The following is a 19,360-nucleotide window of genomic DNA, read 5'->3' as shown; positions in this document are numbered from 1 at the left end:
GGGTGGGGATTGAACGCCTTGGTGCCTGCGACGGAGCACGGGGCGCTCTTTGAACTTTGAACCAGGAACTTTGAACGGCACGCCGAGCACGAGGGTTTGCCTGGCACCCCGACCCGGGATAGACTGCGCGGCTCGCCAGGTTCCGCATCGGGTAACCGGCGTGCCCCTCCTTGCCTCCCGCCGACGGCGGGCGGCTTTTGCCGGCCGGTGGGACGGCCGGATCAACCGTAAGGAGTCGAAATGCGACATTACGAGATCGTGTTCATGGTCCACCCGGACCAGAGCGACCAGGTGCCGGCGATGATCGAGCGCTACCGCGGGCTCATCGAGGGCAACGGCGGTACCATCCATCGCCTCGAGGACTGGGGGCGGCGCCAGCTCGCCTATCCGATCAAGAAGCTCATCAAGGCGCACTACGTGCTGATGAACGTGGAGTGCCGGCCCGAGGACATCGACGAGCTCGAGTCCATGTTCCGCTTCAACGACGCCGTCATCCGCAACCTGGTGCTCTCGCGCCCGGGGCCGGACACCGAGCCGTCGCCGCTTGCCAAGAGCAATGACGACAAGCGTGACGATGACCGCCCTGCCCGCGGCGAGCGTCGCCGGGGCGACGATGACGACGACCGCGAGCCGCGGGAGGAGCGCGAGCCCCGCGAGCGGCGCGAGGCGCCGGCCGGCGACGACGCCTGACGGCGCCGGCGTGGACGGGGAGGCCGAGAACCGCGTGCGGCTGACCGGCGTGCTGGTCGACCCGCCCATGGTGCGGCATTCCCCGGCCGGTGTGCCCATTGCCCGCTGCCTGCTGGAGCATGACTCCGAACAGGCCGAGGCCGGGGTCCCGCGCGCGATCCGCTTCCGCGTCGGCGTGCGCGCCGCGGGCGAGGCGGCGGCCGGGGTGCTCGCCGAGCTGGCGGCCGGCAGCCGCATACGCGTTACCGGCTTTCTCGTGCGCTCGCGTCAGCGTGGCGTCGAAACCGATCCGATCATAATCAGCGCGAGCCGCATCGAGCGGCTCGAGCCCGAGTCTTCGAGGAACTGAGTCATGGCCCGTTTCTTCCGTCGTCGCAAGTTCTGCCGCTTCACCGCCGAGGGCGTGAAGGAGATCGACTACAAGGATCTCAACACCCTGCGCGCCTACGTCACCGAGACCGGCAAGATCGTGCCGAGCCGCATCACCGGTACCCGGGCGAAGTATCAGCGCCAGCTGTCCACGGCGATCAAGCGCGCACGCTACCTGGCGCTGCTGCCTTACACCGATCGGCACTGACCGGCCGGGCCACGGCGGCTTCGTGCGTGCCATTGCCGGCTTCATCATGCGCAGCCGCTTCACCGCCATCACGGTGGTGGCGGCACCGGCGCTGCTGCCGCTGCTGTTCTGGCTGAGCGGGGCGGCGCTGGCGCTGGTGGCGCTGCGGCGGGGGCCGAGCGAGGGTGCGCTGGTGATGGCCGGAGCGACGCTGCTGCTCGGCGTGATCAGCGCCGGGCTCATCGGCACGCCGCTGGCCGCGCTGCAGCCGCTGCTGCTCATCTGGCTGCCGGTGCTGCTGCTCGCCCTGGTGCTGCGGGCCACGGTCTCCCTGGCCCGCACGCTGGAGACCGGGGCCCTGGTGGCGGCCGCGGGCGTGCTCGTGTTTCACGTGCTGCATCCGGACCCGGCGGCCTTCTGGACGCGGGTGCTGGAGCAGGTGGCGCTGCTCATGGGCGGGGATCCGGCCGCCGAGACCTGGCAGCGCGCCACCGCCGAGCTCGCGCCCATGCTCACCGGCCTCTGGGCGGTGAACATGCTGGCGCTGGCCGTGGCCAGCCTGCTGCTGGGTCGCTGGTGGCAGGCGCTGCTGTACAATCCGGGCGGATTCCGCGCCGAGTTCCACGAGCTGCGGCTGGAGGTCTGGTTCACCGGCATCGCTGTCGCCGCGGCGGCCCTGGCGCTGTTCACGCCGGCGGGGCTGGTGCGCGACCTCTCGCTGGTGCTCACCGGCGTGTTCGTGCTCCAGGCGCTGGCGGTGGTGCACGCTTTGTTCGCGCGGCGCGGCTGGCACGGCGGCTGGCTGGTGGGGGTGTATCTGCTCCTGCCGCTGGCGCTGCGGCCGGTGGCCGCGCTCGGCATTGCCGACGTGTTCCTGGACCTGCGGCGCCGCTTCGCAGGACCATCGGGCCAGGCGTGACGCGCCCGGCCCGCGTTTACTGAACCAACCAATCGGGGTCTGGAGATGGAAGTCATTCTGCTGGAGAAGGTGGACAACCTGGGCGGTCTCGGTGACCGGGTGAAGGTGCGTCCCGGCTACGGGCGCAACTACCTCATCCCCCAGGGCAAGGCCAAGCCGGCCACCGAGGAGAACATCCGCTACTTCGAGGCGCGCCGCGCCGAGCTCGAGCGCAAGGCCGCCGAGGAGCTGGCCGCCGCGCAGGCCCGTGCCGCCCAGCTCGAGGGCCTGACGGTGACCATCGCGGCCAAGGCCGGCGAGGAGGGCAAGCTGTTCGGCTCGGTCGGCACCGCCGACATCGCCGATGCCGTCACCGCCGCCGGCGTGGAGATCGGCAAGCACGAGGTGCGCCTGCCCGAGGGCCCGCTGCGCGCCACCGGCGAGTACGAGATCGAGCTGCACCTGCATGCCGACGTCAACAGCACCGTGCAGGTGGTGGTGACCGGCGAGGCCTAGCCCGGGTAGCTGTCCGGGCTGGCCCGCAACGATCCACCGGTGATCGATGCGGGCTTCGACCCGGCGGGCCGTGGTGCCTGCCCCGCCTGGCGTTCGCGGTGACCGCCGCGACTGCCGGGGTTAACGAGCCCTGGAGCCGATAGCCGCATGGCGGAAGTCCGTCCCTACGCGAGTGAGACCGATGCGCTCAAGGTGCCGCCGCACTCGCTGGAGGCGGAGCAGGCGGTTCTCGGTGGGCTCATGCTGGACAACGGCGCCTGGGATCAGGTCGCCGACCGGGTGGCGGAAGAGGACTTCTACCGACGCGACCACCGGCTCATCTTCCGCGCCGTGGCGTCGCTGGCCGAGGCCGGCCAGCCGATGGACGCAGTCACCCTCTCCGAGTGGCTGAAGTCCAACGGCGAGCTGGAGGATGCCGGCGGCCTGCCGTATCTCGGGGCACTTGCCCGGGATACCCCGAGCTCCGCGAACATCCGCGCGTATGCGGACATCGTCCGCGAGAAATCGGTACTGCGCCAGCTGATCGCGGCCGGGACGCAGGTGGCGGAGACCGGCTACAACCCGGACGGCCGCGCCTCCGCGGATCTGCTCGATCATGCCGAGCGCCTGATCTTCGAGATCGCCGAGCAGTCCGGCCGCAACCGCCGCGGTTTCCAGAGCGTGCGCGATGTCCTGCCCCAGGTGGTGGACCGCATCGACACCCTCTACCACCAGGACAGCGACGTCACCGGCCTCGCCACCGGCTTCACCGACCTCGACCGCATGACCTCCGGCCTCCAGGCCGGCGACCTGGTGATCGTGGCGGGAAGGCCCTCGATGGGGAAGACGACCTTCGCGATGAACATCGCCGAGGGCGCGGCCCTGCATCAGGACGGGCCGCCGGTGGCGGTGTTCAGCATGGAGATGCCGGCGGACGCGCTCGCCATGCGCATGCTCTCCTCGCTGGGGCGGGTGGAGCTGCAGAAGATCCGCTCCGGGCGGCTGGCGGACGAGGACTGGCCGCGGCTGACCAGCACCATGAACCTGCTCTCCCAGGCACGGCTGTTCATCGACGACACGCCCGGGCTCACGCCCACCGAGATGCGCGCGCGCTGCCGGCGGCTGAAGCGCGAGCACGACCTCGGCCTGGTGCTGGTGGACTACCTGCAGCTCATGCAGCTGCCGGGCTTCAAGGAGAACCGGGCGATGGAAATCTCCGAGATCTCGCGCTCGCTGAAGGGCATGGCGAAGGAGCTCGGCGTGCCGGTGATGGTGCTCTCCCAGCTCAACCGCAGCCTCGAGCAGCGCCCCAACAAGCGCCCGGTAATGTCCGACCTGCGAGAGTCCGGCGCCATCGAGCAGGACGCGGACGTCATCCTCTTCATCTACCGCGACGAGGTCTACAACGAGGACAGCCCCGACAAGGGCACCGCGGAGATCATCATCGGCAAGCAGCGCAACGGCCCGGTGGGCACCCTGCGGCTGACCTTCCTCGGCCAGTACACCCGCTTCGAGAACTACATCCACGACCCCTACGGCGGCGAGGGCTGGTCGTGAGCCGCGTGGCGCGGGCCGTGATCGATCACGCCGCGCTGCGCCACAATCTGGCCGTGGCCCGGGAGGCCGTGGCGCCGGCGCGGGTGATCGCGGTGCTGAAGGCAAACGGCTACGGCCATGGGCTGCTCGGCGTGGCCGACGCCCTGCGCGAGGCCGAGGCGTTTGCCGTAAGCTGCCTGGAGGAGGCGCTGCCGCTGCGCGAGGCCGGTTTCCAGCAGCGCCTGGTGCTGCTGGAGGGGCCGTTCACCGCCGCCGAGCTGCCGGTCTTCGCCCGCCGGCAGCTGGACGCGGTGGTGCACACGGACTGGCAGGTGGCGGCCTTCGAGGGCGCCCGCCTGCCAGCGCCGGTGGACGTCTGGCTGAAGGTGGACACCGGCATGGGCCGGCTGGGCTTTCCGCCGGAGCGCGCCGCCGGGATGGCGGCCCGCCTGGCTGCTGCCCCCGCCGTGGGCACGCTGCGCTTCATGACCCACCTCGCCTGCGCCGACGACCGGGAGGACGACACCACCCACCGCCAGCTCGAGCTCTTCGACGAGGCCCTGCGGGGGCTCGAGGGCGAGCGCTCCATCGCCAACTCCGCCGGCACCCTCGGCTGGCATGGCTCGCATGCGCAGTGGGTGCGCCCCGGTATCATGCTCTACGGCTGCCAGCCCTTCGTGGACGGCCTTCCGGCACCGGCGCTGCGCCCGACCATGCGCCTCGAGGCCCGCCTGATCGCGGTGAACCATCATCGCCGGGGCGATCGCATCGGCTATGGCGGCACCTTCGTCTGTCCGGAGGACATGCCCGTGGGCGTCGCCTCCATTGGCTACGGCGACGGCTACCCCCGGCACGCCCCCAACGGCACGCCGGTGCAGATCCGCGGCCGCCGGGCCGGCGTGGCCGGGCGCGTGTCCATGGACATGACCTGCATCGACCTGCGGGCGGTGCCCGAGGCCGAGGTGGGTGACACCGTGGTGCTCTGGGGCGAGGACCCGGGCGTGGAGGAGGTTGCCGAGCTCTGCGGCACCATCGGCTACGAGCTCTACTGCCAGGTCACGCCTCGGGTGCAGCGCTGGCACCAGAGGGGCGGCTGAGGTGGCGCCGAAGGCGGCGCGCACCGTATTCGTCTGCCAGGAGTGCGGCGGGCGCTCGCCCAAGTGGGCCGGCCAGTGCCCGGACTGCGGCGCCTGGAACACCCTGGAGGAGACCGTGGCGACGCCGGAGCGGCCCGCTGCCGCCCGCGGCCAGTACGCCGGCGATACCGGCGTGCGCCGGCTCTCGGAGGTGCCGCGGGACGAGGAGAGCCGCTTCGGCACCGGCATCGGCGAGTTCGACCGCGTGCTCGGCGGCGGCCTGGTGCCGGGTGGCGTGGTGCTGCTCGGCGGCGACCCCGGCATCGGCAAGTCCACGCTGCTGCTGGAGGCGGTGGCGCGGCTCGCCGCAGGCCATGGGGCGCTCTACGTCACCGGCGAGGAATCCCTGCGCCAGGTGGGGCTGCGGGCCGGGCGCCTCGGCCTCAGCGGCGACGGCCTGCAGCTGCTCGCCGAGACCCGGGTGGAGGCGATCCTCGACACCGCCGCCCGCGAGGCGCCGGAGGTGCTGGTGGTGGACTCCATCCAGACCGTGCACAGCGAGGCGCTGGGCTCCGCCCCCGGGGCGGTGGCCCAGGTCCGTGAGTCCGCGGCGCAGCTCGTGCGCTTCGCCAAGCGCACGGGCACGGTGCTGTTCCTGGTGGGGCACGTCACCAAGGACGGCCAGCTCGCCGGCCCGCGAGTGCTGGAGCACATGGTGGACACGGTGCTCTACTTCGAGAGCGACTCCGGCAGCCGCTACCGCCTGCTGCGGGCGGTGAAGAACCGCTTCGGCGCGGCCAACGAGCTTGGCGTGTTCGCCATGCTCGAGACCGGGCTGAAGGAGGTGAAAAACCCTTCGGCGATCTTCCTCTCCCGGCACGAGAAGCCGGTGCCGGGCAGCGCGATCCTGGTGACCCGCGAGGGCACCCGGCCGCTGCTGCTGGAGGTGCAGGCGCTGGTGGCGGAGAGCCCGCTGTCCAACCCGCGCCGGGTGGCGGTGGGGCTCGACGGCAACCGGCTCGCCATGCTGCTGGCGGTGCTGCACCGCCATGCCGGCATCAGCACCTTCGGCGAGGACGTCTTCCTGAACGTGGTCGGCGGGGTGCGGGTGGGCGAGACGGCGAGCGACCTGCCGGCGCTGCTGGCGGTGCTCTCCAGCCTGCGCGACCGGCCCATCCCCCAGGACTGGGTGACCTTCGGCGAGGTCGGCCTCGCCGGCGAGATCCGCCCGGTGCCGAACGGCCCCGAACGCCTCGCCGAGGCCGCCCGCCACGGCTTCCGCCACGCCCTGGTCCCCCGCAAGAACCGCCCGCCCCGCGGCGAGGCCCCGAAAGGCCTGGAAATCATCGCCGTGGAACGCCTCGACGAGGCGGTCGAAGCCTTGAGCTGACCTGGCTGTCGACGTCTTGGGGGTTAGCAAGGGGGATAACCGCAAAGGCGCCAAGGTCGCAAAGTGAAGACGCCAAGGTTTGTTTTTTGGCTGACCGGTCGCTACGGCGCCTTTCGCCGAGCATGAACGAAAAATCCGGGTGTCTTGCGCCCACGCTCCGGGCGATCCTGCCTTTGCGCTTATGCTTCGCGTCCTTAGCGCCTTCGCGGTTATGCCCCTCCCAAGAGCGCGGCTCAGCCGGCGAGCTCGGCGAGGTCGCGCTGGAGGAGGGCGGGGTCGCCGAGGTTGAGCTCCACCAGGCGGCGCAGGCGGCTGATGCTGTCGATGTCGATGTGGCGGCAGGCGCAGCCGAGGCTGTCGCCCTCGCGGTGGCGGAGCTCCAGCTCCATGCGGATGGTCTCGCCGGCGGTGAGCGCCAGGGTAAGCTGGGCGCGCTCGCCGACCTCGAGGCGCAGCGGCGTGCCGGCGGCGAGGCCCAGGCGCGCGCCGTGCAGGCTGATGTCCTCCACGGTGACGTCCACATCGCCGCCCGGGGCGTGCAGCGTCGCCGGTTGCCCGAAGTGGATGCGGTGGAAATGCCGGCGCTCGTCTGGCTCGCTTCCGCTCATGGGGTGCTCCCGGTCAGCCGCCGTGGTCCTGCTCGAAGCGGTCCAGTTCCGCCTGCACCGCCCCCTCGTCACCATAGTAGAGCCGCAGCAGCCCCGTCAGCTGGCCGCGGCTGCCGCCGTCGAGGCCGGTGCAGCGGAAGCCGGCGCTGGCACCGCGGCGGTGGATCAGGCGCAGGCCCATCTTCAGCGTCGCCCCCGGCGCGAGGCTGACCCGCAGTCGGTACTGGGTCTCCGGGCCCCCGGCCCAGTCCCCGGGCAGGTCCAGGCGCACGCCGTTCAGCCCGATATCCCGCAGCCGCCCCTCCACCCGGCCGCGCGGGCCGTCCAGCGCGGCGGGGCGGTTCATCGGCAGGCGCGCGAAGCGGCGCTGATCACTGGCGCGGCGGGGCATGCAATGGCTCCTTCCCCGGCGAACGATACCCTCAATAACATGAGTAGTAACACGCCGGCGGGGGCCGGCGGTTGGCCGCCGGTCAGCCCTAGCCCGTATTTCTCACCGATCCGCGCCCGCAGCCGCGGATCGGTGAGAAATACGGGCTAGGCGTCCAGCGCCTCGGCGGCGGCGAGGGTGTTCTCCAGCAGCGTGGCGCGGGTCATGGGGCCGACGCCGCCGGGCACCGGGGTAATCCAGGCCGCGCGCTCGGCGGCGGTGGGGTAGTCCACGTCCCCCACCAGGCTGCCATCGTCCCGGCGGTTGATACCGACGTCGATCACCGTCGACCCCTCGCGGATCCACTCGCCGGGGACGAATTCGGGCCGGCCCACGGCGGCGACGAGGACATCCGCGCGGCCCACCTCGGCCGCCAGGTCACGCGTGCGGCTGTGGCAGATGGTCACCGTGCAGCGGGCGTTCAGCAGCTCCAGCGCCATCGGCCGGCCGACGATGTTGGACTGCCCGAGCACCACGGCGTTGCGCCCCTCCAGCGGCTCGCCGGTCTCCCGGAGCAGGGTCATGACGCCGTGGGGCGTGCAGGAGCGCAGCCCGGGCAGCCGCAGGGTGAGGCGGCCGACGTTCGCCGGGTGGAAACCGTCCACGTCCTTCGCCGGGTCGATGCGCTCGATCACCGCCTGGGCGTCGATATGCCGGGGCAGCGGCAGCTGCACCAGGATGCCGTGGGTCTCGGGGGCGGCGTTCAGGCGGTCGATGAGCGCCAGGAGCTCCGCCTGGGAGGTCTGCTCCGGCAGGTCGTGGGCCTGGGAGTCGAAGCCGACCTGGGCGCAGTCGCGGCGCTTCATTCGCACGTAGACCGACGACGCCGGATGCTCGCCAACCAGCACGACCGCCAGCCCCGGCGGCCGCCGGCCTGCCGCCTGCCGCGCCTCGACGCGCTCGCGCAGCTGTTCGCGGATGCGGGCGGCAACGGCCTTGCCGTCGAGAATGCGGGCGGGCATGGGGTGCTCTCCTGGCGGCGGTGCGCGCGGATTCTCGCACGCGCCCGGACCCCCCTCAACCGCGCGGCGCGCGCGGTTTGACGGCCCTGGGGGCGCTGCGTATCATTCCGGCACTTCGGCCGGAGGCCCGGCCGGGGTGCGCCGGCCCGACCGGGGTGTAGCGCAGCCTGGTAGCGCGCCTGCTTTGGGGGCAGGATGTCGGGGGTTCGAATCCCTCCACCCCGACCAGATTCTGCCGGCGCCGGGCGCGCGAGTTGTTTAGACTGTTCGCGAGGCGCCCGTAGCTCAAGCGGATAGAGCACCGGCCTTCTAAGCCGGTGGTTGCAGGTTCGAGTCCTGCCGGGCGCGCCAGTTCCGGCGGGCGCAGTGTCAATGGTGGGCGTAGCTCAGTTGGTAGAGCTCCGGATTGTGGCTCCGGTGGTCGTGGGTTCAAGTCCCATCGCTCACCCCAGTTAAAAAGCGGGCCGTTAGCTCAATTGGTAGAGCAGCTGACTCTTAATCAGTAGGTTCAAGGTTCGAGTCCTTGACGGCCCACCATATCGCGGCCCGCCGGGAGACCGGCGGGCCGTTGTTTTTCCGGCGGCTGCGGCGGCGGTATACTCCGCGGGCTATCCGGGCGGGTATGCCCGTACCGGGCCCGGGTACCTTGCGAAAGTGGCGGAACTGGTAGACGCGCTGGGTTTAGGTCCCAGTGGGGTTGACGCCCCGTGCGAGTTCGAGTCTCGCCTTTCGCACCAGACAAACCGCTTGCCCGCCGCGATGGCGGTCACTGATCAGAGGTGTGCTCGATGCAAGTATCCGTGGAGACGACCGAGGGGCTGAAGCGCCGGATGAAGGTGCAGGTCCCTTCGGAGCGCGTGGACCAGGAGGTCGAGAGCCGCCTGCGCGACCTGCGCGGGCGCGTGCGCCTCGACGGCTTCCGTCCCGGCAAGGTGCCGCTCAAGGTCGTCCAGAAGCGCTACGGCGCCCAGGTGCGTGGCGAGGTGCTGGATGAGGTGGTGCGCCGCACCTACGCCGAGGCGCTGGAGCAGGAGTCCCTCCGCCCGGCCGGCGCGCCGGAGATCGAGCCGCTGCAGACCGAGGCGGGGCAGGATCTCGAGTACCAGGCCGAATTCGAGGTGCTCCCGAGCATCGAGGTCCAGGGCGTCGAGGACATCGCCATCGAGCGCCCCGTGGTGGACATCACCGATGAGGATGTCGATCGCATCCTGGAGCGCCTGCGCAAGCAGCACGCCGAGTACACCGAGGTCGATCGCCCCGCCGCCGAGGGCGACCGGGTCACCATCGACTTCGAGGGCACCGTGGACGGCGAGGCCTTCGACGGCAACAGCGGCGAGGATGTCCCCGTCCCGCTCGGCGAGGGGCAGATGCCCGAGGCCTTCGAGGCGGAGCTGGCCGGTCTCGCCGCCGGCGACGACAAGACCATCGCCTACACCTTCCCCGAGGCCTTCCCGGACGAGAAGATCGCCGGGCGCGAGGCGCAGTTCGCGGTGAAGGTGAAGAAGGTCGAGGCCGCCGAGCTGCCGGCGGCGGACGACGCCTTCGCCGAGCGCCTCGGCATCGAGGGCGGCATCGACGCCCTGCGCGAGCGCATCCGCGAGAGCCTGCAGCGCGAGCGGGACCAGGCCGTGCGCGCCCGGGTGAAGAATCAGGTGATGGAGGCGCTGCTCGAGCGCAACCCCATCGAGCTGCCGCAGAGCCTGCTCGACAGCGAGATCCAGCAGCTGCGCGAGCAGACCCGCGAGCGCATGCGCCAGGCCGGCCAGGGCGACGACGACGCCGAGCTGCCGGCCAGCCGGTTCGAGGACGAGGCCCGCCGCCGCGTGGCGCTGGGGCTCATCGTCAACGAGCTGGTGCGCGCCAACGAGATCGAGCTCGATCGCGAGCGCGTGCAGGAGGCGCTGCAGCGCGTCGCCGCGGGCTACGAGCAGCCCGAGCAGATCATGCAGTACTACCTCCAGAATCAGGAACTGATGCAGAGCCTGCAGCTCCAGGTAATGGAGGATCAGGTGGTGGACTGGGTGGCCGAGCGCGCCCAGGTCACCGACAAGCCCATGAGCCTCGACGCCCTGACCGGGCGCGAGGCGGACGAGGACAGCGCGTCCGCGGACGCGTGAACCGGCCGGAGTGAGCCAGCATGAGTGAACAGCACGAGCGTCGCGACGACGGGCCCGAGGCGACGGGCCTGGTGCCCATGGTCGTCGAGCAGACGGCCCGGGGCGAGCGCGCCTTCGATATCTACTCGCGTCTGCTCAAGGAGCGGGTGATCTTCCTGGTGGGTCCGGTGGAGGACCATCAGGCCAATCTGCTGATCGCCCAGCTCCTGTTCCTGGAGTCGGACAACCCTGACAAGGACATCCACTTCTACATCAACAGCCCCGGCGGCCTGGTGACCGCGGGGCTCGCGATCTACGACACGATGCAGTTCATCAAGCCGGACATCAGCACCGTTTGCCTCGGCCAGGCGGCCAGCATGGGCTCGCTGCTGCTTGCCGGCGGCGCCGCCGGCAAGCGCTACGCGCTGCCCAACTCGCGGGTGATGATCCACCAGCCCCTGGGCGGCTTCCAGGGCCAGGCCTCGGACATCGAGATCCATGCCCGGGAGATCCTGCACATGCGCGAGCGGCTGAACGAGATCCTCGCCCACCACACCGGGCAGGACATCGACACCATCCGCCGCGACACCGAGCGGGACAACTTCATGTCCCCCGAGTCGGCCCGGGAGTACGGCCTGATCGACCGGGTGCTGACCGACCGCAGCAATCTGCCCATCGAGTGACCGGCGGGCGGGCGGTCCCGGTGGGGGCCGCCCGCCCGGGGCCCGCCACCGGCTGTCGGGAACTCCCTTCCCGGGCTGCCTTTCCAAGCCGATAGACGGATCGTAGCCTGCAACCCGCGACGGGACGCGCTCCCTTGCGTGCATCCGGAAAAGCGGGCAAGGTTTTCGATGTGACCTTCTCTCCTGCTCGAGGGTAGCCAATGACTGACAGAGACAACGGCGGTCGGGGCGAAGACAACGGCAAGCTGCTCTATTGCTCCTTCTGCGGCAAGAGCCAGCACGAGGTGCGCAAGCTCATTGCCGGGCCGTCCGTCTTCGTGTGCGACGAGTGCGTCGAGCTGTGCAACGACATTATCCGCGAGGAGATGGAAGAGAAGGCGGCAGGCTCCGGCAACAAGCTGCCGCGTCCGCACGAGATCAAGGGCGTGCTGGACGAGTACGTCATCGGCCAGGATCACGCCAAGAAGGTCCTGTCCGTGGCCGTGTACAACCACTACAAGCGCATGGAGGCGAGCCACGGCAAGAACGACGTCGAGCTCGCCAAGAGCAACATCCTGCTGATCGGCCCCACGGGCTCGGGCAAGACCCTCCTTGCCGAGACGCTGGCCCGGCTGCTGGAGGTGCCCTTCACCATCGCCGACGCCACCACCCTCACCGAGGCAGGCTACGTCGGCGAGGACGTGGAGAACATCATCCAGAAGCTGCTGCAGAAGTGCGACTACGACGTCGAGAAGGCGCAGCAGGGCATCGTCTACATCGACGAGATCGACAAGATCTCGCGCAAGGCGGACAACCCCTCGATCACCCGGGACGTCTCCGGCGAGGGCGTGCAGCAGGCCCTGCTCAAGCTGATCGAGGGCACCGTGGCCTCGGTGCCGCCCCAGGGCGGGCGCAAGCACCCGCAGCAGGAGTTCCTGCAGGTGAACACGGGCAACATCCTGTTCATCTGCGGCGGTGCCTTCGCGGGGCTCGAGAAGATCATCCAGCAGCGCTCGGAGAAGGGCGGCATCGGCTTCTCCGCCGAGATCAAGGGCGAGGCCCAGCGCAAGAGCGTGGGCGATACCCTGCGCGACATCGAGCCGGAGGATCTGATCCGCTTCGGCCTCATCCCCGAGTTCGTCGGCCGCATGCCCGTGGTGGCGACGCTGGACGAGCTCGACGAGGAGGCGCTGATCCAGATCCTGCGCGAGCCGAAGAACGCGCTGGTCAAGCAGTTCCAGAAGCTCTTCGACATGGAGGGCGTGGAGCTCGAGTTCCGCGACGAGGCCCTGCGCGAGGTGGCGCGCAAGGCCATCGCCCGCAAGACCGGCGCCCGGGGGCTGCGCACCCTGATCGAGTCGGTGCTGCTGGACACCATGTACGACCTGCCCTCGCTGGACAACGTGAGCAAGGTGGTGCTGGACGACTCGGTGATCCGCGGCGAGAGCCGGCCCTACATCATCTACGACGGCGCCGAGCAGCCGGCCGCCGCCTCCGACTGACCGTACGCGCGCCGTACCGCCGGGCGGCCGTCGCCGCCCGGCGGTGTCCGGCGGTGTCCGGCGGTGTCCGGCGGTGTGCCTGCCGGCGCGCGCCGCTGGTATCATTCCCGCATTGAAAGCGCGGGGATGCGTCCGCATCTCTCCCCCCGAACCCCGTGGCGGTGCGCACGCCGCGCCGTCCCAGCCGATCGAGGAATCCCTATGAGCCAGGAAGCCTCCACCGAGGGCGCTCTCCAGGGTAGCGACCAGGGCACGCCGGTACTCCCGCTGCGTGACGTCGTCGTCTATCCGCACATGGTCATCCCGCTGTTCGTTGGCCGCGAGAAGTCCATCCAGGCCCTGGAAGCCGCCATGGCGGTGGACAAGCGCATCCTGCTGGTGGCCCAGCGCAGCGCCGAGGTGGACGAGCCCGGGGCCGACGACATCTACGATGTCGGCACGCTGGCCAACATCCTGCAGATGCTCAAGCTCCCCGACGGCACCGTGAAGGTGCTTGTGGAGGGGGCCGAGCGCGCCCGCGTGCGCGGCCTCGACACCGGCGGCGAGTATTTCGCGGCCGGCCTCGAGGTGCTGCCCGAGCCCGACGTCGGCGGGGATCGCGAGGTCGAGGTGATGACCCGCTCGCTGATGTCGCTGTTCGAGCAGTACGTCAAGCTGAACAAGAAGGTGCCCCCGGAGATCCTCTCCTCGCTGCAGGGGATCGAGGAGCCGGGGCGACTGGCGGACACCGTCGCTGCGCACATGAGCCTCAAGATCGAGGAGAAGCAGAAGATCCTCGAGATGGAGGATCCGCGCGCCCGCCTCGAGCACCTGATGGCGCTGATCGAGGGCGAGCTCGACATCCTGCAGGTGGAAAAGCGCATCCGCGGCCGCGTCAAGCAGCAGATGGAGAAGTCGCAGCGCGAGTACTACCTGAACGAGCAGATGAAGGCCATTCAGAAGGAGCTGGGTGAGCTGGAGGACGTGCCCAACGAGATCGAGGACCTCGAGAAGAAGATCGAGGAATCGGGCATGTCCAAGGAGGCCCGGGAGAAGGCGGACCAGGAGCTCTCCAAGCTCAAGCTCATGTCCCCGATGTCCGCCGAGGCGACGGTGGTGCGCAACTATCTCGAGTGGATGGTGAGCGTGCCCTGGAAGAAGCGCACCCGCGTGCGCCACGACCTCAAGCGCGCCGAGCAGATCCTCGATGCCGACCACTACGGCCTGGAGAAGGTCAAGGAGCGGATCCTCGAGTATCTGGCCGTCCAGCAGCGGGTGCGCAAGCTCAAGGGCCCGATCCTGTGCCTGGTGGGCCCGCCCGGCGTCGGCAAGACCTCCCTCGGCCAGTCCATTGCCCGGGCGATCAATCGCCGCTTCGTGCGCATGTCCCTGGGCGGCGTGCGCGACGAGGCCGAGATCCGTGGCCACCGGCGCACCTACATCGGCTCGCTGCCGGGCAAGATCGTGCAGAAGCTCTCCAAGGTGGGTACGCGCAACCCGCTGTTCCTCCTCGACGAGGTGGACAAGATGGCGATGGACTTCCGGGGCGATCCCGCCTCGGCCCTGCTCGAGGTGCTGGACCCCGAGCAGAACGCCACCTTCAACGACCACTACCTGGAGGTGGACTTCGACCTCTCCGACGTGATGTTCGTCTGCACGGCGAACACCATGAACATCCCGGCGCCGCTGCTCGACCGCATGGAGGTCATCCGCCTGCCGGGCTACACGGAGGAGGAGAAGGTCAACATCGCCAAGCGCTATCTGGTGCCGAAGCAGGTCAAGGCCAACGGCCTCAAGCAGCGCGAGCTCGAGATCAGCGACAACGCCCTGCGCGACATCGTCCGCCACTACACCCGCGAGGCCGGCGTGCGCAACCTGGAGCGCGAGGTCGCCAAGATCGCGCGCAAGGTGGTCAAGGGCATCCTGCTGAAGCCCCGCGATGGCCGCGTCCAGGTCACGACCCAGAATCTGGACAAGTACCTCGGCGTGCGCCGCTACCGTTACGGGATGGCCGAGGAGAACGATCAGGTCGGCCGCGTCACCGGTCTTGCCTGGACCGAGGTGGGGGGCGAGCTGCTGACCATCGAGAGCGCGGTGATGCCCGGCAAGGGCCGGCTCAGCAACACCGGCCAGCTCGGCGACGTCATGAAGGAGTCGATCCAGGCGGCGATGACGGTGGTGCGCAGCCGCGCCCGCCCCCTCGGCATCGACCCCGAGTTCCACCAGAAGCTGGACGTCCACGTCCACGTCCCCGAGGGCGCCATCCCGAAGGATGGCCCGAGTGCCGGCATCGGGATGTGCACGGCGCTGGTCTCGGCGCTCACCGAGATCCCGGTGCGGGCCAATGTGGCCATGACCGGCGAGATCACGCTGCGCGGGGAGATCCTGCCCATCGGCGGCCTCAAGGAGAAGCTGCTGGCGGCCCTGCGCGGCGGCATCGACACGGTGCTCATCCCCGAGGAGAACCGCAAGGATCTCACCGAGATCTCCAGGGACATCAAGGGCAAGCTCGACATCCGCCCGGTGCGCTGGATCGACGAGGTGCTGGAGGTGGCGCTCACCGCGCGGCCGACGCCGCTGCCGGAGGAGACCGGCAGCAAGGAGGAGGCTCCCGCCAAGCGCCGGCGCAAGCGTGATGTGGTCCGCGCCCACTGAGGGGCGTCGTTGACACCTGAAAAACCTGACTGATATAAGACCGGCGATGCCACCGCGGCCTGCGCGGCGGCATCCGCTCTCCGGTCGACCAGCGGAAGAGTCTTTCGGGGGAGCGGTGGTCGGTCCGGCCCCTGGGGCATTGTCCCCGCGGGGGAGCAACGCTAGCATGGGCTCCGTCGTTGTCACGGCGCCGTGCTCGTCAGGGCGCGGTCGGCGCCGGCCAAGACCAAGAACCATCAAGGGGAAGACCAAATGAACAAGTCGGAGCTCATCGAAGCCGTCGCCCAGTCCGCGGACATTTCCAAGTCCGCTGCCACCCGGGCGGTGGATGCGTTCGTCTCTTCGGTCACGGACGCGCTGAAGGAGGGAGATCAGGTCACACTGGTGGGTTTCGGGACGTTTACCGTCCGCGAGAGGGCCGCCCGCACCGGTCGTAATCCGCGCACCGGCGCCTCGATCAACATCCCGGCGTCCAAGGTGCCCGGATTCAAGGCTGGCAAGGCCCTGAAGGATGCCGTAAACTAGCGGCCTTTTCGCGGGGTGGTTAGCTCAGCTGGGAGAGCGTCGCCCTTACAAGGCGAATGTCGGGGGTTCGAACCCCTCACCACCCACCAAAACGAATACGGAGCGGTAGTTCAGCTGGTTAGAATGCCGGCCTGTCACGCCGGAGGTCGCGGGTTCAAGTCCCGTCCGCTCCGCCATCTTCATCCCAGCACCCGGAAGGCGCCCCACGGCGCCTTTTTGCTTTCCGGCAGGTGACGCCTCCGCCCCCACCGGGGCTACCATGCGGCGCCCGGCGCCGCCGACGGACACTGGACAGACATGCTGCAAGCCATCCGAGACCGCACCCGAGGCTGGATCGCGTACGTCATCGTCGCGCTCCTTGTCATCCCCTTCGCCCTGTTCGGGATGTACAACTATCTCGCCGAGGGCGGCGGCGCGCAGACGGTGGCGACGGTGAACGGCGAGGAGATCACCCGCACCCGCCTCGACCAGGCGCACCGCCAGCGCCAGGCGCAGCTGCGCGAGGCCCTGGGAGACCGCTTCGACCCGGCGATGTTCGACGACCAGCAGCTGCGCCGCGAGACCTTGCAGCAGCTCATCGACCGCCAGCTCCTCCTCGGCTACGCCCAGGATGCCGGGCTGCGCGTGGCCGACCAGGACGTCGCCAATGCCCTGCGCCGGCAGTCCGTGTTCCAGGTGGACGGGGAGTTCTCCGTGGAGCGCTACCGCAGCCTGCTGTCCCAGAACAACATCACCCCCGAGCAGTACGAGGCCCAGCTGCGCCGGGATCTGGCCCTGGAGGCGCTGCGCGATGCGGTGGTTGGCACCGCCATCACCAGCGACGCGGAGATCGAGCGCCTGGTGGCGCTGCAGCGCCAGGAGCGGCGCGCCGGCTGGCTGAGCGTCTCCGCCGCTGCCTTCGAGGACGAGGTGAGCGTCGACGACGCGGCCGTGCAGGAATACTACGAGGCCAACCGGGACGACTACCGCCGGCCGGAGGCGGTGCGGCTGCGCTACGTCCTGCTCGACCCGCAGCGCCTCGCTGCCGACATCGAGGTGGACGAGGACACCCTGCGCGAGCGCTACGAGGAGCGCGTCGCCCAGGCCGAGCGCGGCGCGCCCAGGCGCATCCGTCACATCCTCGTGGAGGTGCCCGAGTCCGCCGACGAGGCGGCGGTGGCGGAGGCCCGCGAGGAGGCGCAGGCACTGCGCGAGCGCATCCAGGGCGGCGAGTCCTTCGCGCAGGTGGCCGAGGACGCCTCGGACGACCCCGGCTCAGCCCGTCAGGGGGGCGACCTTGGCCTCGTGCGGCAGGGCGATTTCGTCGAGCCCTTCGAGGAGGCCGCCTGGTCCCTGGAGGAAGGCGAGCTGAGCGAGCCCGTGCGCACGGAGTTCGGTTGGCACCTGATCGAGGTCACGGAGGTGCGCTCGGCGGACGTGCCCGCCTTCGAAGAGCTGCGCGACGAGCTTCGGGCGGAAGTGGCCCGGGAGCGTGCCGAGCGCCGGCTCTACGAGCTCGGCAACGAGCTCGAGACCCTGGCCTTCGAGAACCCGGACAGCCTGCAGCCTGCGGCCGAGACGCTGGGCATCGAGGTGCAGGAGACCGACTGGATCACCCCGGAGGGCGGCGGCGAGGGCATCGCGGCCGAGCCCGCGGTGCTCGAGGCGGCCTTCAGCGAGGAGCGCATCGGCGAGCGGGTCAACAGCGACCTGCTGGAGCTGGAGGGCAATCGCTATGCCGTGATCCGGGTCGCCGATCATCGCGACGCCGCGGTAGAGCCCCTGGACGAGGTGCGTGACCGCGTCGAGGCGGCGGTGCGCGAGGCGCGCGCCGCGGACGCCGCCCGCGAGCGGGCCGAGGCCCTGCAGCAGCGGCTCGCCGATGGCGAGGCCTTCGAGGCCGTCGCCGGGGAGGCCAGCGAGGGCGTGAGCGCGCAGTCGCCGCGCTGGATCCGCCGGGACTCCGGCGAGGTTCCGGCGGCCGTGCGCGAGCAGGCCTTCCGCCTGGCCGTGGCCGGGGACGAACAGGCGGCGGAGCTGGCCCGCCTGGACGGCGGCTGGGCCGTGGTGATGGTGGACGCGGTCCGGCCCGGCGACGTCTCCGACCTCGGCGACGAGGAGCGGGCGCAGCTGCGCAGCACCCTGGACCGCCTCGACGGCAACGCCGCCTTCGAGGCCCTGGTGGCCGCGCTGCGGGAGGAGGCGGATATCTCCATCCGCGAGGACCGGCTCTAGCCCGCAGATCTCACCGGTGCGCGCAGCGAGGGCGTGGAGGACAAGGCGCGGGAGAGTCCGGGCGTGCAGGCGTACTCGACAGTACGTCGAGCACCCGGACCGAGCGCAACGCCGGCCTGTCCGCCAGATCCGCGCCCGCAGCCGTGAATCGGTGAGATAGGCGGGATGGCCCGCCCCGCGGGCGGCGGCGGGCCGCCGCTACTGGCTCTCGAACTCCGCCCCGGAGAGCGCCACGGCGTGGAAGCCGGCATCCACGTGCACCACCTCGCCGGTGATGCCGGAGGCGAGATCCGAGCAGAGGAACGCGCTCGCGTTGCCCACCTCGTCGATGCCGACGTTGCGCCGCAGCGGTGCCGCCTGGGCGTTGTAGTCCAGCATCTTGCGGAAGTTGCCGATGCCGGAGGCGGCGAGGGTGCGGATCGGCCCCGCGGAGATGGCGTTGACGCGGATCCCATCGGGCCCGAGGTCGTAGGCCATGTAGCGCACGCTCGCCTCCAGCGCCGCCTTCGCCGGACCCATGACGTTGTAGTTGGGCAGGGCGCGCTCGCCGCCGAGGTAGGTCAGCGTCAGCAGGCTGGCGTTGCGGCCCTGCATCAGCGGCCGGGCGCCGCGGGCCAGCGCCACGAAGCTGTAGGCGCTGATGTCCTGGGCCATGGCCCAGCCGCCGCGGGTGGTGTTGTCCACGAACGAGCCCTCCAGCTCCTCCCGCGGCGCGAAGCCGACGGCATGGACGAGGATGTCCAGCCCGCCCCAGGCCTCCTGCAGGTGCTGGAACACGGCGTCGATCTGGGCGTCGTCGGTCACGTCCAGGGGCAGCACTGGCCCGCCGCCGCAGGCCTCCGAGCACTGCTCGACGCGCTTCTTGAGCTTGTCGTTCTGGTAGGTGAGCGCCAGCTGCGCGCCCTCGCGGTGCAGCGCCTCGGCGATGCCCCAGGCAATGGAACGGTTGCTGGCGATGCCTACCACCAGCGCCTTGCGGTCAGACAGAAATCCCATGGAACCGAACCCCGCGGTCTTGTGGTCAGCAGTGATGGCCGCCGGGCGGCCGCCGGAAACGCGCTTACACTACTGACTCCGGTTCTCCCG

The 19,360-nt window shown here is 70.3% G+C and carries 18 protein-coding genes and 7 tRNA genes; 21 read left to right on the top strand and 4 right to left on the bottom strand.

Features of this window, described 5'->3' with window-relative positions; all coding sequences use genetic code 11:
- Positions 1-240 precede the first annotated feature (240 nt).
- The 8 genes from rpsF (at position 241) to radA (ending at position 6,641) form a co-directional block, all read left to right on the top strand.
- On the top strand, positions 241-690 hold the full coding sequence (gene rpsF / locus LMH63_RS13525; RefSeq protein WP_109679918.1) for a 30S ribosomal protein S6: 450 nt from the start codon (positions 241-243) through the stop codon (positions 688-690).
- Positions 691-700: 10 nt separating this feature from the next.
- A complete protein-coding gene (gene priB / locus LMH63_RS13520; RefSeq protein WP_229332599.1) occupies positions 701-1,039 on the top strand; it encodes a primosomal replication protein N in 339 nt (112 codons plus the stop codon).
- A 3-nt stretch (positions 1,040-1,042) separates the two neighbouring features.
- Complete coding sequence (rpsR, locus tag LMH63_RS13515) at positions 1,043-1,267, top strand: 30S ribosomal protein S18 (protein ID WP_109679920.1); 225 nt, start codon at positions 1,043-1,045, stop codon at positions 1,265-1,267.
- 22 nt (positions 1,268-1,289) lie between these two features.
- Complete coding sequence (locus LMH63_RS13510; protein ID WP_109679921.1) at positions 1,290-2,165, top strand: hypothetical protein; 876 nt, start codon at positions 1,290-1,292, stop codon at positions 2,163-2,165.
- A 45-nt stretch (positions 2,166-2,210) separates the two neighbouring features.
- The gene (rplI, locus tag LMH63_RS13505) at positions 2,211-2,660 is read left to right on the top strand and encodes a 50S ribosomal protein L9 (protein WP_109679922.1); all 450 of its coding nucleotides are present in this window, start codon (positions 2,211-2,213) and stop codon (positions 2,658-2,660) included.
- Between the two features lie 147 nt (positions 2,661-2,807).
- Positions 2,808-4,196: a replicative DNA helicase gene (gene dnaB / locus LMH63_RS13500; protein WP_109679923.1), complete on the top strand. Its 1,389-nt coding sequence runs from the start codon at positions 2,808-2,810 to the stop codon at positions 4,194-4,196.
- A complete protein-coding gene (alr, locus tag LMH63_RS13495) occupies positions 4,193-5,272 on the top strand; it encodes an alanine racemase (protein WP_109679924.1) in 1,080 nt (359 codons plus the stop codon). The genes dnaB and alr overlap by 4 nt, the downstream gene beginning before the upstream one ends.
- Position 5,273: 1 nt before the next feature.
- Complete coding sequence (gene radA, locus LMH63_RS13490) at positions 5,274-6,641, top strand: DNA repair protein RadA (RefSeq protein ID WP_109679925.1); 1,368 nt, start codon at positions 5,274-5,276, stop codon at positions 6,639-6,641.
- A gap of 233 nt (positions 6,642-6,874) precedes the next feature.
- On the opposite strand, the gene LMH63_RS13485 is transcribed toward radA, so the two are convergent.
- The 3 genes from LMH63_RS13485 to folD form a co-directional block, all read right to left on the bottom strand.
- Positions 6,875-7,249, bottom strand: coding sequence for a PilZ domain-containing protein (locus LMH63_RS13485; RefSeq protein WP_109679926.1), 375 nt, complete (start codon positions 7,247-7,249; stop codon positions 6,875-6,877).
- Between the two features lie 13 nt (positions 7,250-7,262).
- Positions 7,263-7,640: a PilZ domain-containing protein gene (locus LMH63_RS13480; protein WP_109679927.1), complete on the bottom strand. Its 378-nt coding sequence runs from the start codon at positions 7,638-7,640 to the stop codon at positions 7,263-7,265.
- Positions 7,641-7,786: 146 nt separating this feature from the next.
- Entirely contained in the window at positions 7,787-8,641 is an 855-nt protein-coding gene (gene folD, locus LMH63_RS13475; protein WP_109679928.1) for a bifunctional methylenetetrahydrofolate dehydrogenase/methenyltetrahydrofolate cyclohydrolase FolD, read from the bottom strand.
- 151 nt (positions 8,642-8,792) lie between these two features.
- Here folD and LMH63_RS13470 point away from each other — a divergent pair.
- The 13 genes from LMH63_RS13470 (at position 8,793) to LMH63_RS13410 (ending at position 18,274) form a co-directional block, all read left to right on the top strand.
- Positions 8,793-8,869, top strand: a tRNA-Pro gene (locus LMH63_RS13470).
- Between the two features lie 46 nt (positions 8,870-8,915).
- A tRNA-Arg gene (locus tag LMH63_RS13465) sits at positions 8,916-8,992 on the top strand.
- Between the two features lie 24 nt (positions 8,993-9,016).
- Positions 9,017-9,092, top strand: a tRNA-His gene (locus LMH63_RS13460).
- Between the two features lie 10 nt (positions 9,093-9,102).
- Positions 9,103-9,178, top strand: a tRNA-Lys gene (locus LMH63_RS13455).
- A 111-nt stretch (positions 9,179-9,289) separates the two neighbouring features.
- Positions 9,290-9,378 (top strand) — tRNA-Leu (locus LMH63_RS13450).
- A gap of 51 nt (positions 9,379-9,429) precedes the next feature.
- Complete coding sequence (gene tig, locus LMH63_RS13445) at positions 9,430-10,758, top strand: trigger factor (RefSeq protein WP_109679929.1); 1,329 nt, start codon at positions 9,430-9,432, stop codon at positions 10,756-10,758.
- 20 nt (positions 10,759-10,778) lie between these two features.
- On the top strand, positions 10,779-11,420 hold the full coding sequence (gene clpP / locus LMH63_RS13440; RefSeq protein WP_109679930.1) for an ATP-dependent Clp endopeptidase proteolytic subunit ClpP: 642 nt from the start codon (positions 10,779-10,781) through the stop codon (positions 11,418-11,420).
- A gap of 200 nt (positions 11,421-11,620) precedes the next feature.
- A complete protein-coding gene (gene clpX, locus LMH63_RS13435; RefSeq protein ID WP_109679931.1) occupies positions 11,621-12,901 on the top strand; it encodes an ATP-dependent Clp protease ATP-binding subunit ClpX in 1,281 nt (426 codons plus the stop codon).
- Positions 12,902-13,102: 201 nt separating this feature from the next.
- Complete coding sequence (gene lon / locus LMH63_RS13430) at positions 13,103-15,535, top strand: endopeptidase La (RefSeq protein WP_109679932.1); 2,433 nt, start codon at positions 13,103-13,105, stop codon at positions 15,533-15,535.
- Between the two features lie 252 nt (positions 15,536-15,787).
- Complete coding sequence (gene hbs, locus LMH63_RS13425) at positions 15,788-16,060, top strand: non-specific DNA-binding protein Hbs (RefSeq protein WP_109679933.1); 273 nt, start codon at positions 15,788-15,790, stop codon at positions 16,058-16,060.
- Between the two features lie 13 nt (positions 16,061-16,073).
- Positions 16,074-16,149, top strand: a tRNA-Val gene (locus LMH63_RS13420).
- A gap of 10 nt (positions 16,150-16,159) precedes the next feature.
- Positions 16,160-16,236 (top strand) — tRNA-Asp (locus tag LMH63_RS13415).
- 121 nt (positions 16,237-16,357) lie between these two features.
- Positions 16,358-18,274: a SurA N-terminal domain-containing protein gene (locus LMH63_RS13410; protein ID WP_109679934.1), complete on the top strand. Its 1,917-nt coding sequence runs from the start codon at positions 16,358-16,360 to the stop codon at positions 18,272-18,274.
- Between the two features lie 198 nt (positions 18,275-18,472).
- Here LMH63_RS13410 and LMH63_RS13405 read toward each other — a convergent pair whose 3' ends face one another.
- The gene (locus LMH63_RS13405; protein ID WP_109679935.1) at positions 18,473-19,270 is read right to left on the bottom strand and encodes an enoyl-ACP reductase FabI; all 798 of its coding nucleotides are present in this window, start codon (positions 19,268-19,270) and stop codon (positions 18,473-18,475) included.
- Positions 19,271-19,360 lie beyond the last annotated feature (90 nt).

The organism is Spiribacter halobius, assembly GCF_020883455.1.
GTDB lineage: Bacteria > Pseudomonadota > Gammaproteobacteria > Nitrococcales > Nitrococcaceae > Sediminicurvatus > Sediminicurvatus halobius.
This window is presented reverse-complemented; position numbering and strand designations above follow the sequence as displayed.

What these genes read in the sequence shown, in the direction of transcription:
- rpsF (WP_109679918.1), top strand. Translation starts at nt 241, where the DNA reads ATGCGACATTACGAGATCGTGTTCATGGTCCACCCGGACCAGAGCGAC.
- LMH63_RS13410 (WP_109679934.1), top strand. Translation starts at nt 16,358, where the DNA reads ATGCTGCAAGCCATCCGAGACCGCACCCGAGGCTGGATCGCGTACGTC.
- clpX (WP_109679931.1), top strand. Translation starts at nt 11,621, where the DNA reads ATGACTGACAGAGACAACGGCGGTCGGGGCGAAGACAACGGCAAGCTG.
- tig (WP_109679929.1), top strand. Translation starts at nt 9,430, where the DNA reads ATGCAAGTATCCGTGGAGACGACCGAGGGGCTGAAGCGCCGGATGAAG.
- folD (WP_109679928.1), bottom strand. Translation starts at nt 8,641, where the DNA reads ATGCCCGCCCGCATTCTCGACGGCAAGGCCGTTGCCGCCCGCATCCGC.
- LMH63_RS13480 (WP_109679927.1), bottom strand. Translation starts at nt 7,640, where the DNA reads ATGCCCCGCCGCGCCAGTGATCAGCGCCGCTTCGCGCGCCTGCCGATG.
- hbs (WP_109679933.1), top strand. Translation starts at nt 15,788, where the DNA reads ATGAACAAGTCGGAGCTCATCGAAGCCGTCGCCCAGTCCGCGGACATT.
- lon (WP_109679932.1), top strand. Translation starts at nt 13,103, where the DNA reads ATGAGCCAGGAAGCCTCCACCGAGGGCGCTCTCCAGGGTAGCGACCAG.
- clpP (WP_109679930.1), top strand. Translation starts at nt 10,779, where the DNA reads ATGAGTGAACAGCACGAGCGTCGCGACGACGGGCCCGAGGCGACGGGC.
- LMH63_RS13485 (WP_109679926.1), bottom strand. Translation starts at nt 7,249, where the DNA reads ATGAGCGGAAGCGAGCCAGACGAGCGCCGGCATTTCCACCGCATCCAC.
- LMH63_RS13405 (WP_109679935.1), bottom strand. Translation starts at nt 19,270, where the DNA reads ATGGGATTTCTGTCTGACCGCAAGGCGCTGGTGGTAGGCATCGCCAGC.
- rpsR (WP_109679920.1), top strand. Translation starts at nt 1,043, where the DNA reads ATGGCCCGTTTCTTCCGTCGTCGCAAGTTCTGCCGCTTCACCGCCGAG.
- dnaB (WP_109679923.1), top strand. Translation starts at nt 2,808, where the DNA reads ATGGCGGAAGTCCGTCCCTACGCGAGTGAGACCGATGCGCTCAAGGTG.
- rplI (WP_109679922.1), top strand. Translation starts at nt 2,211, where the DNA reads ATGGAAGTCATTCTGCTGGAGAAGGTGGACAACCTGGGCGGTCTCGGT.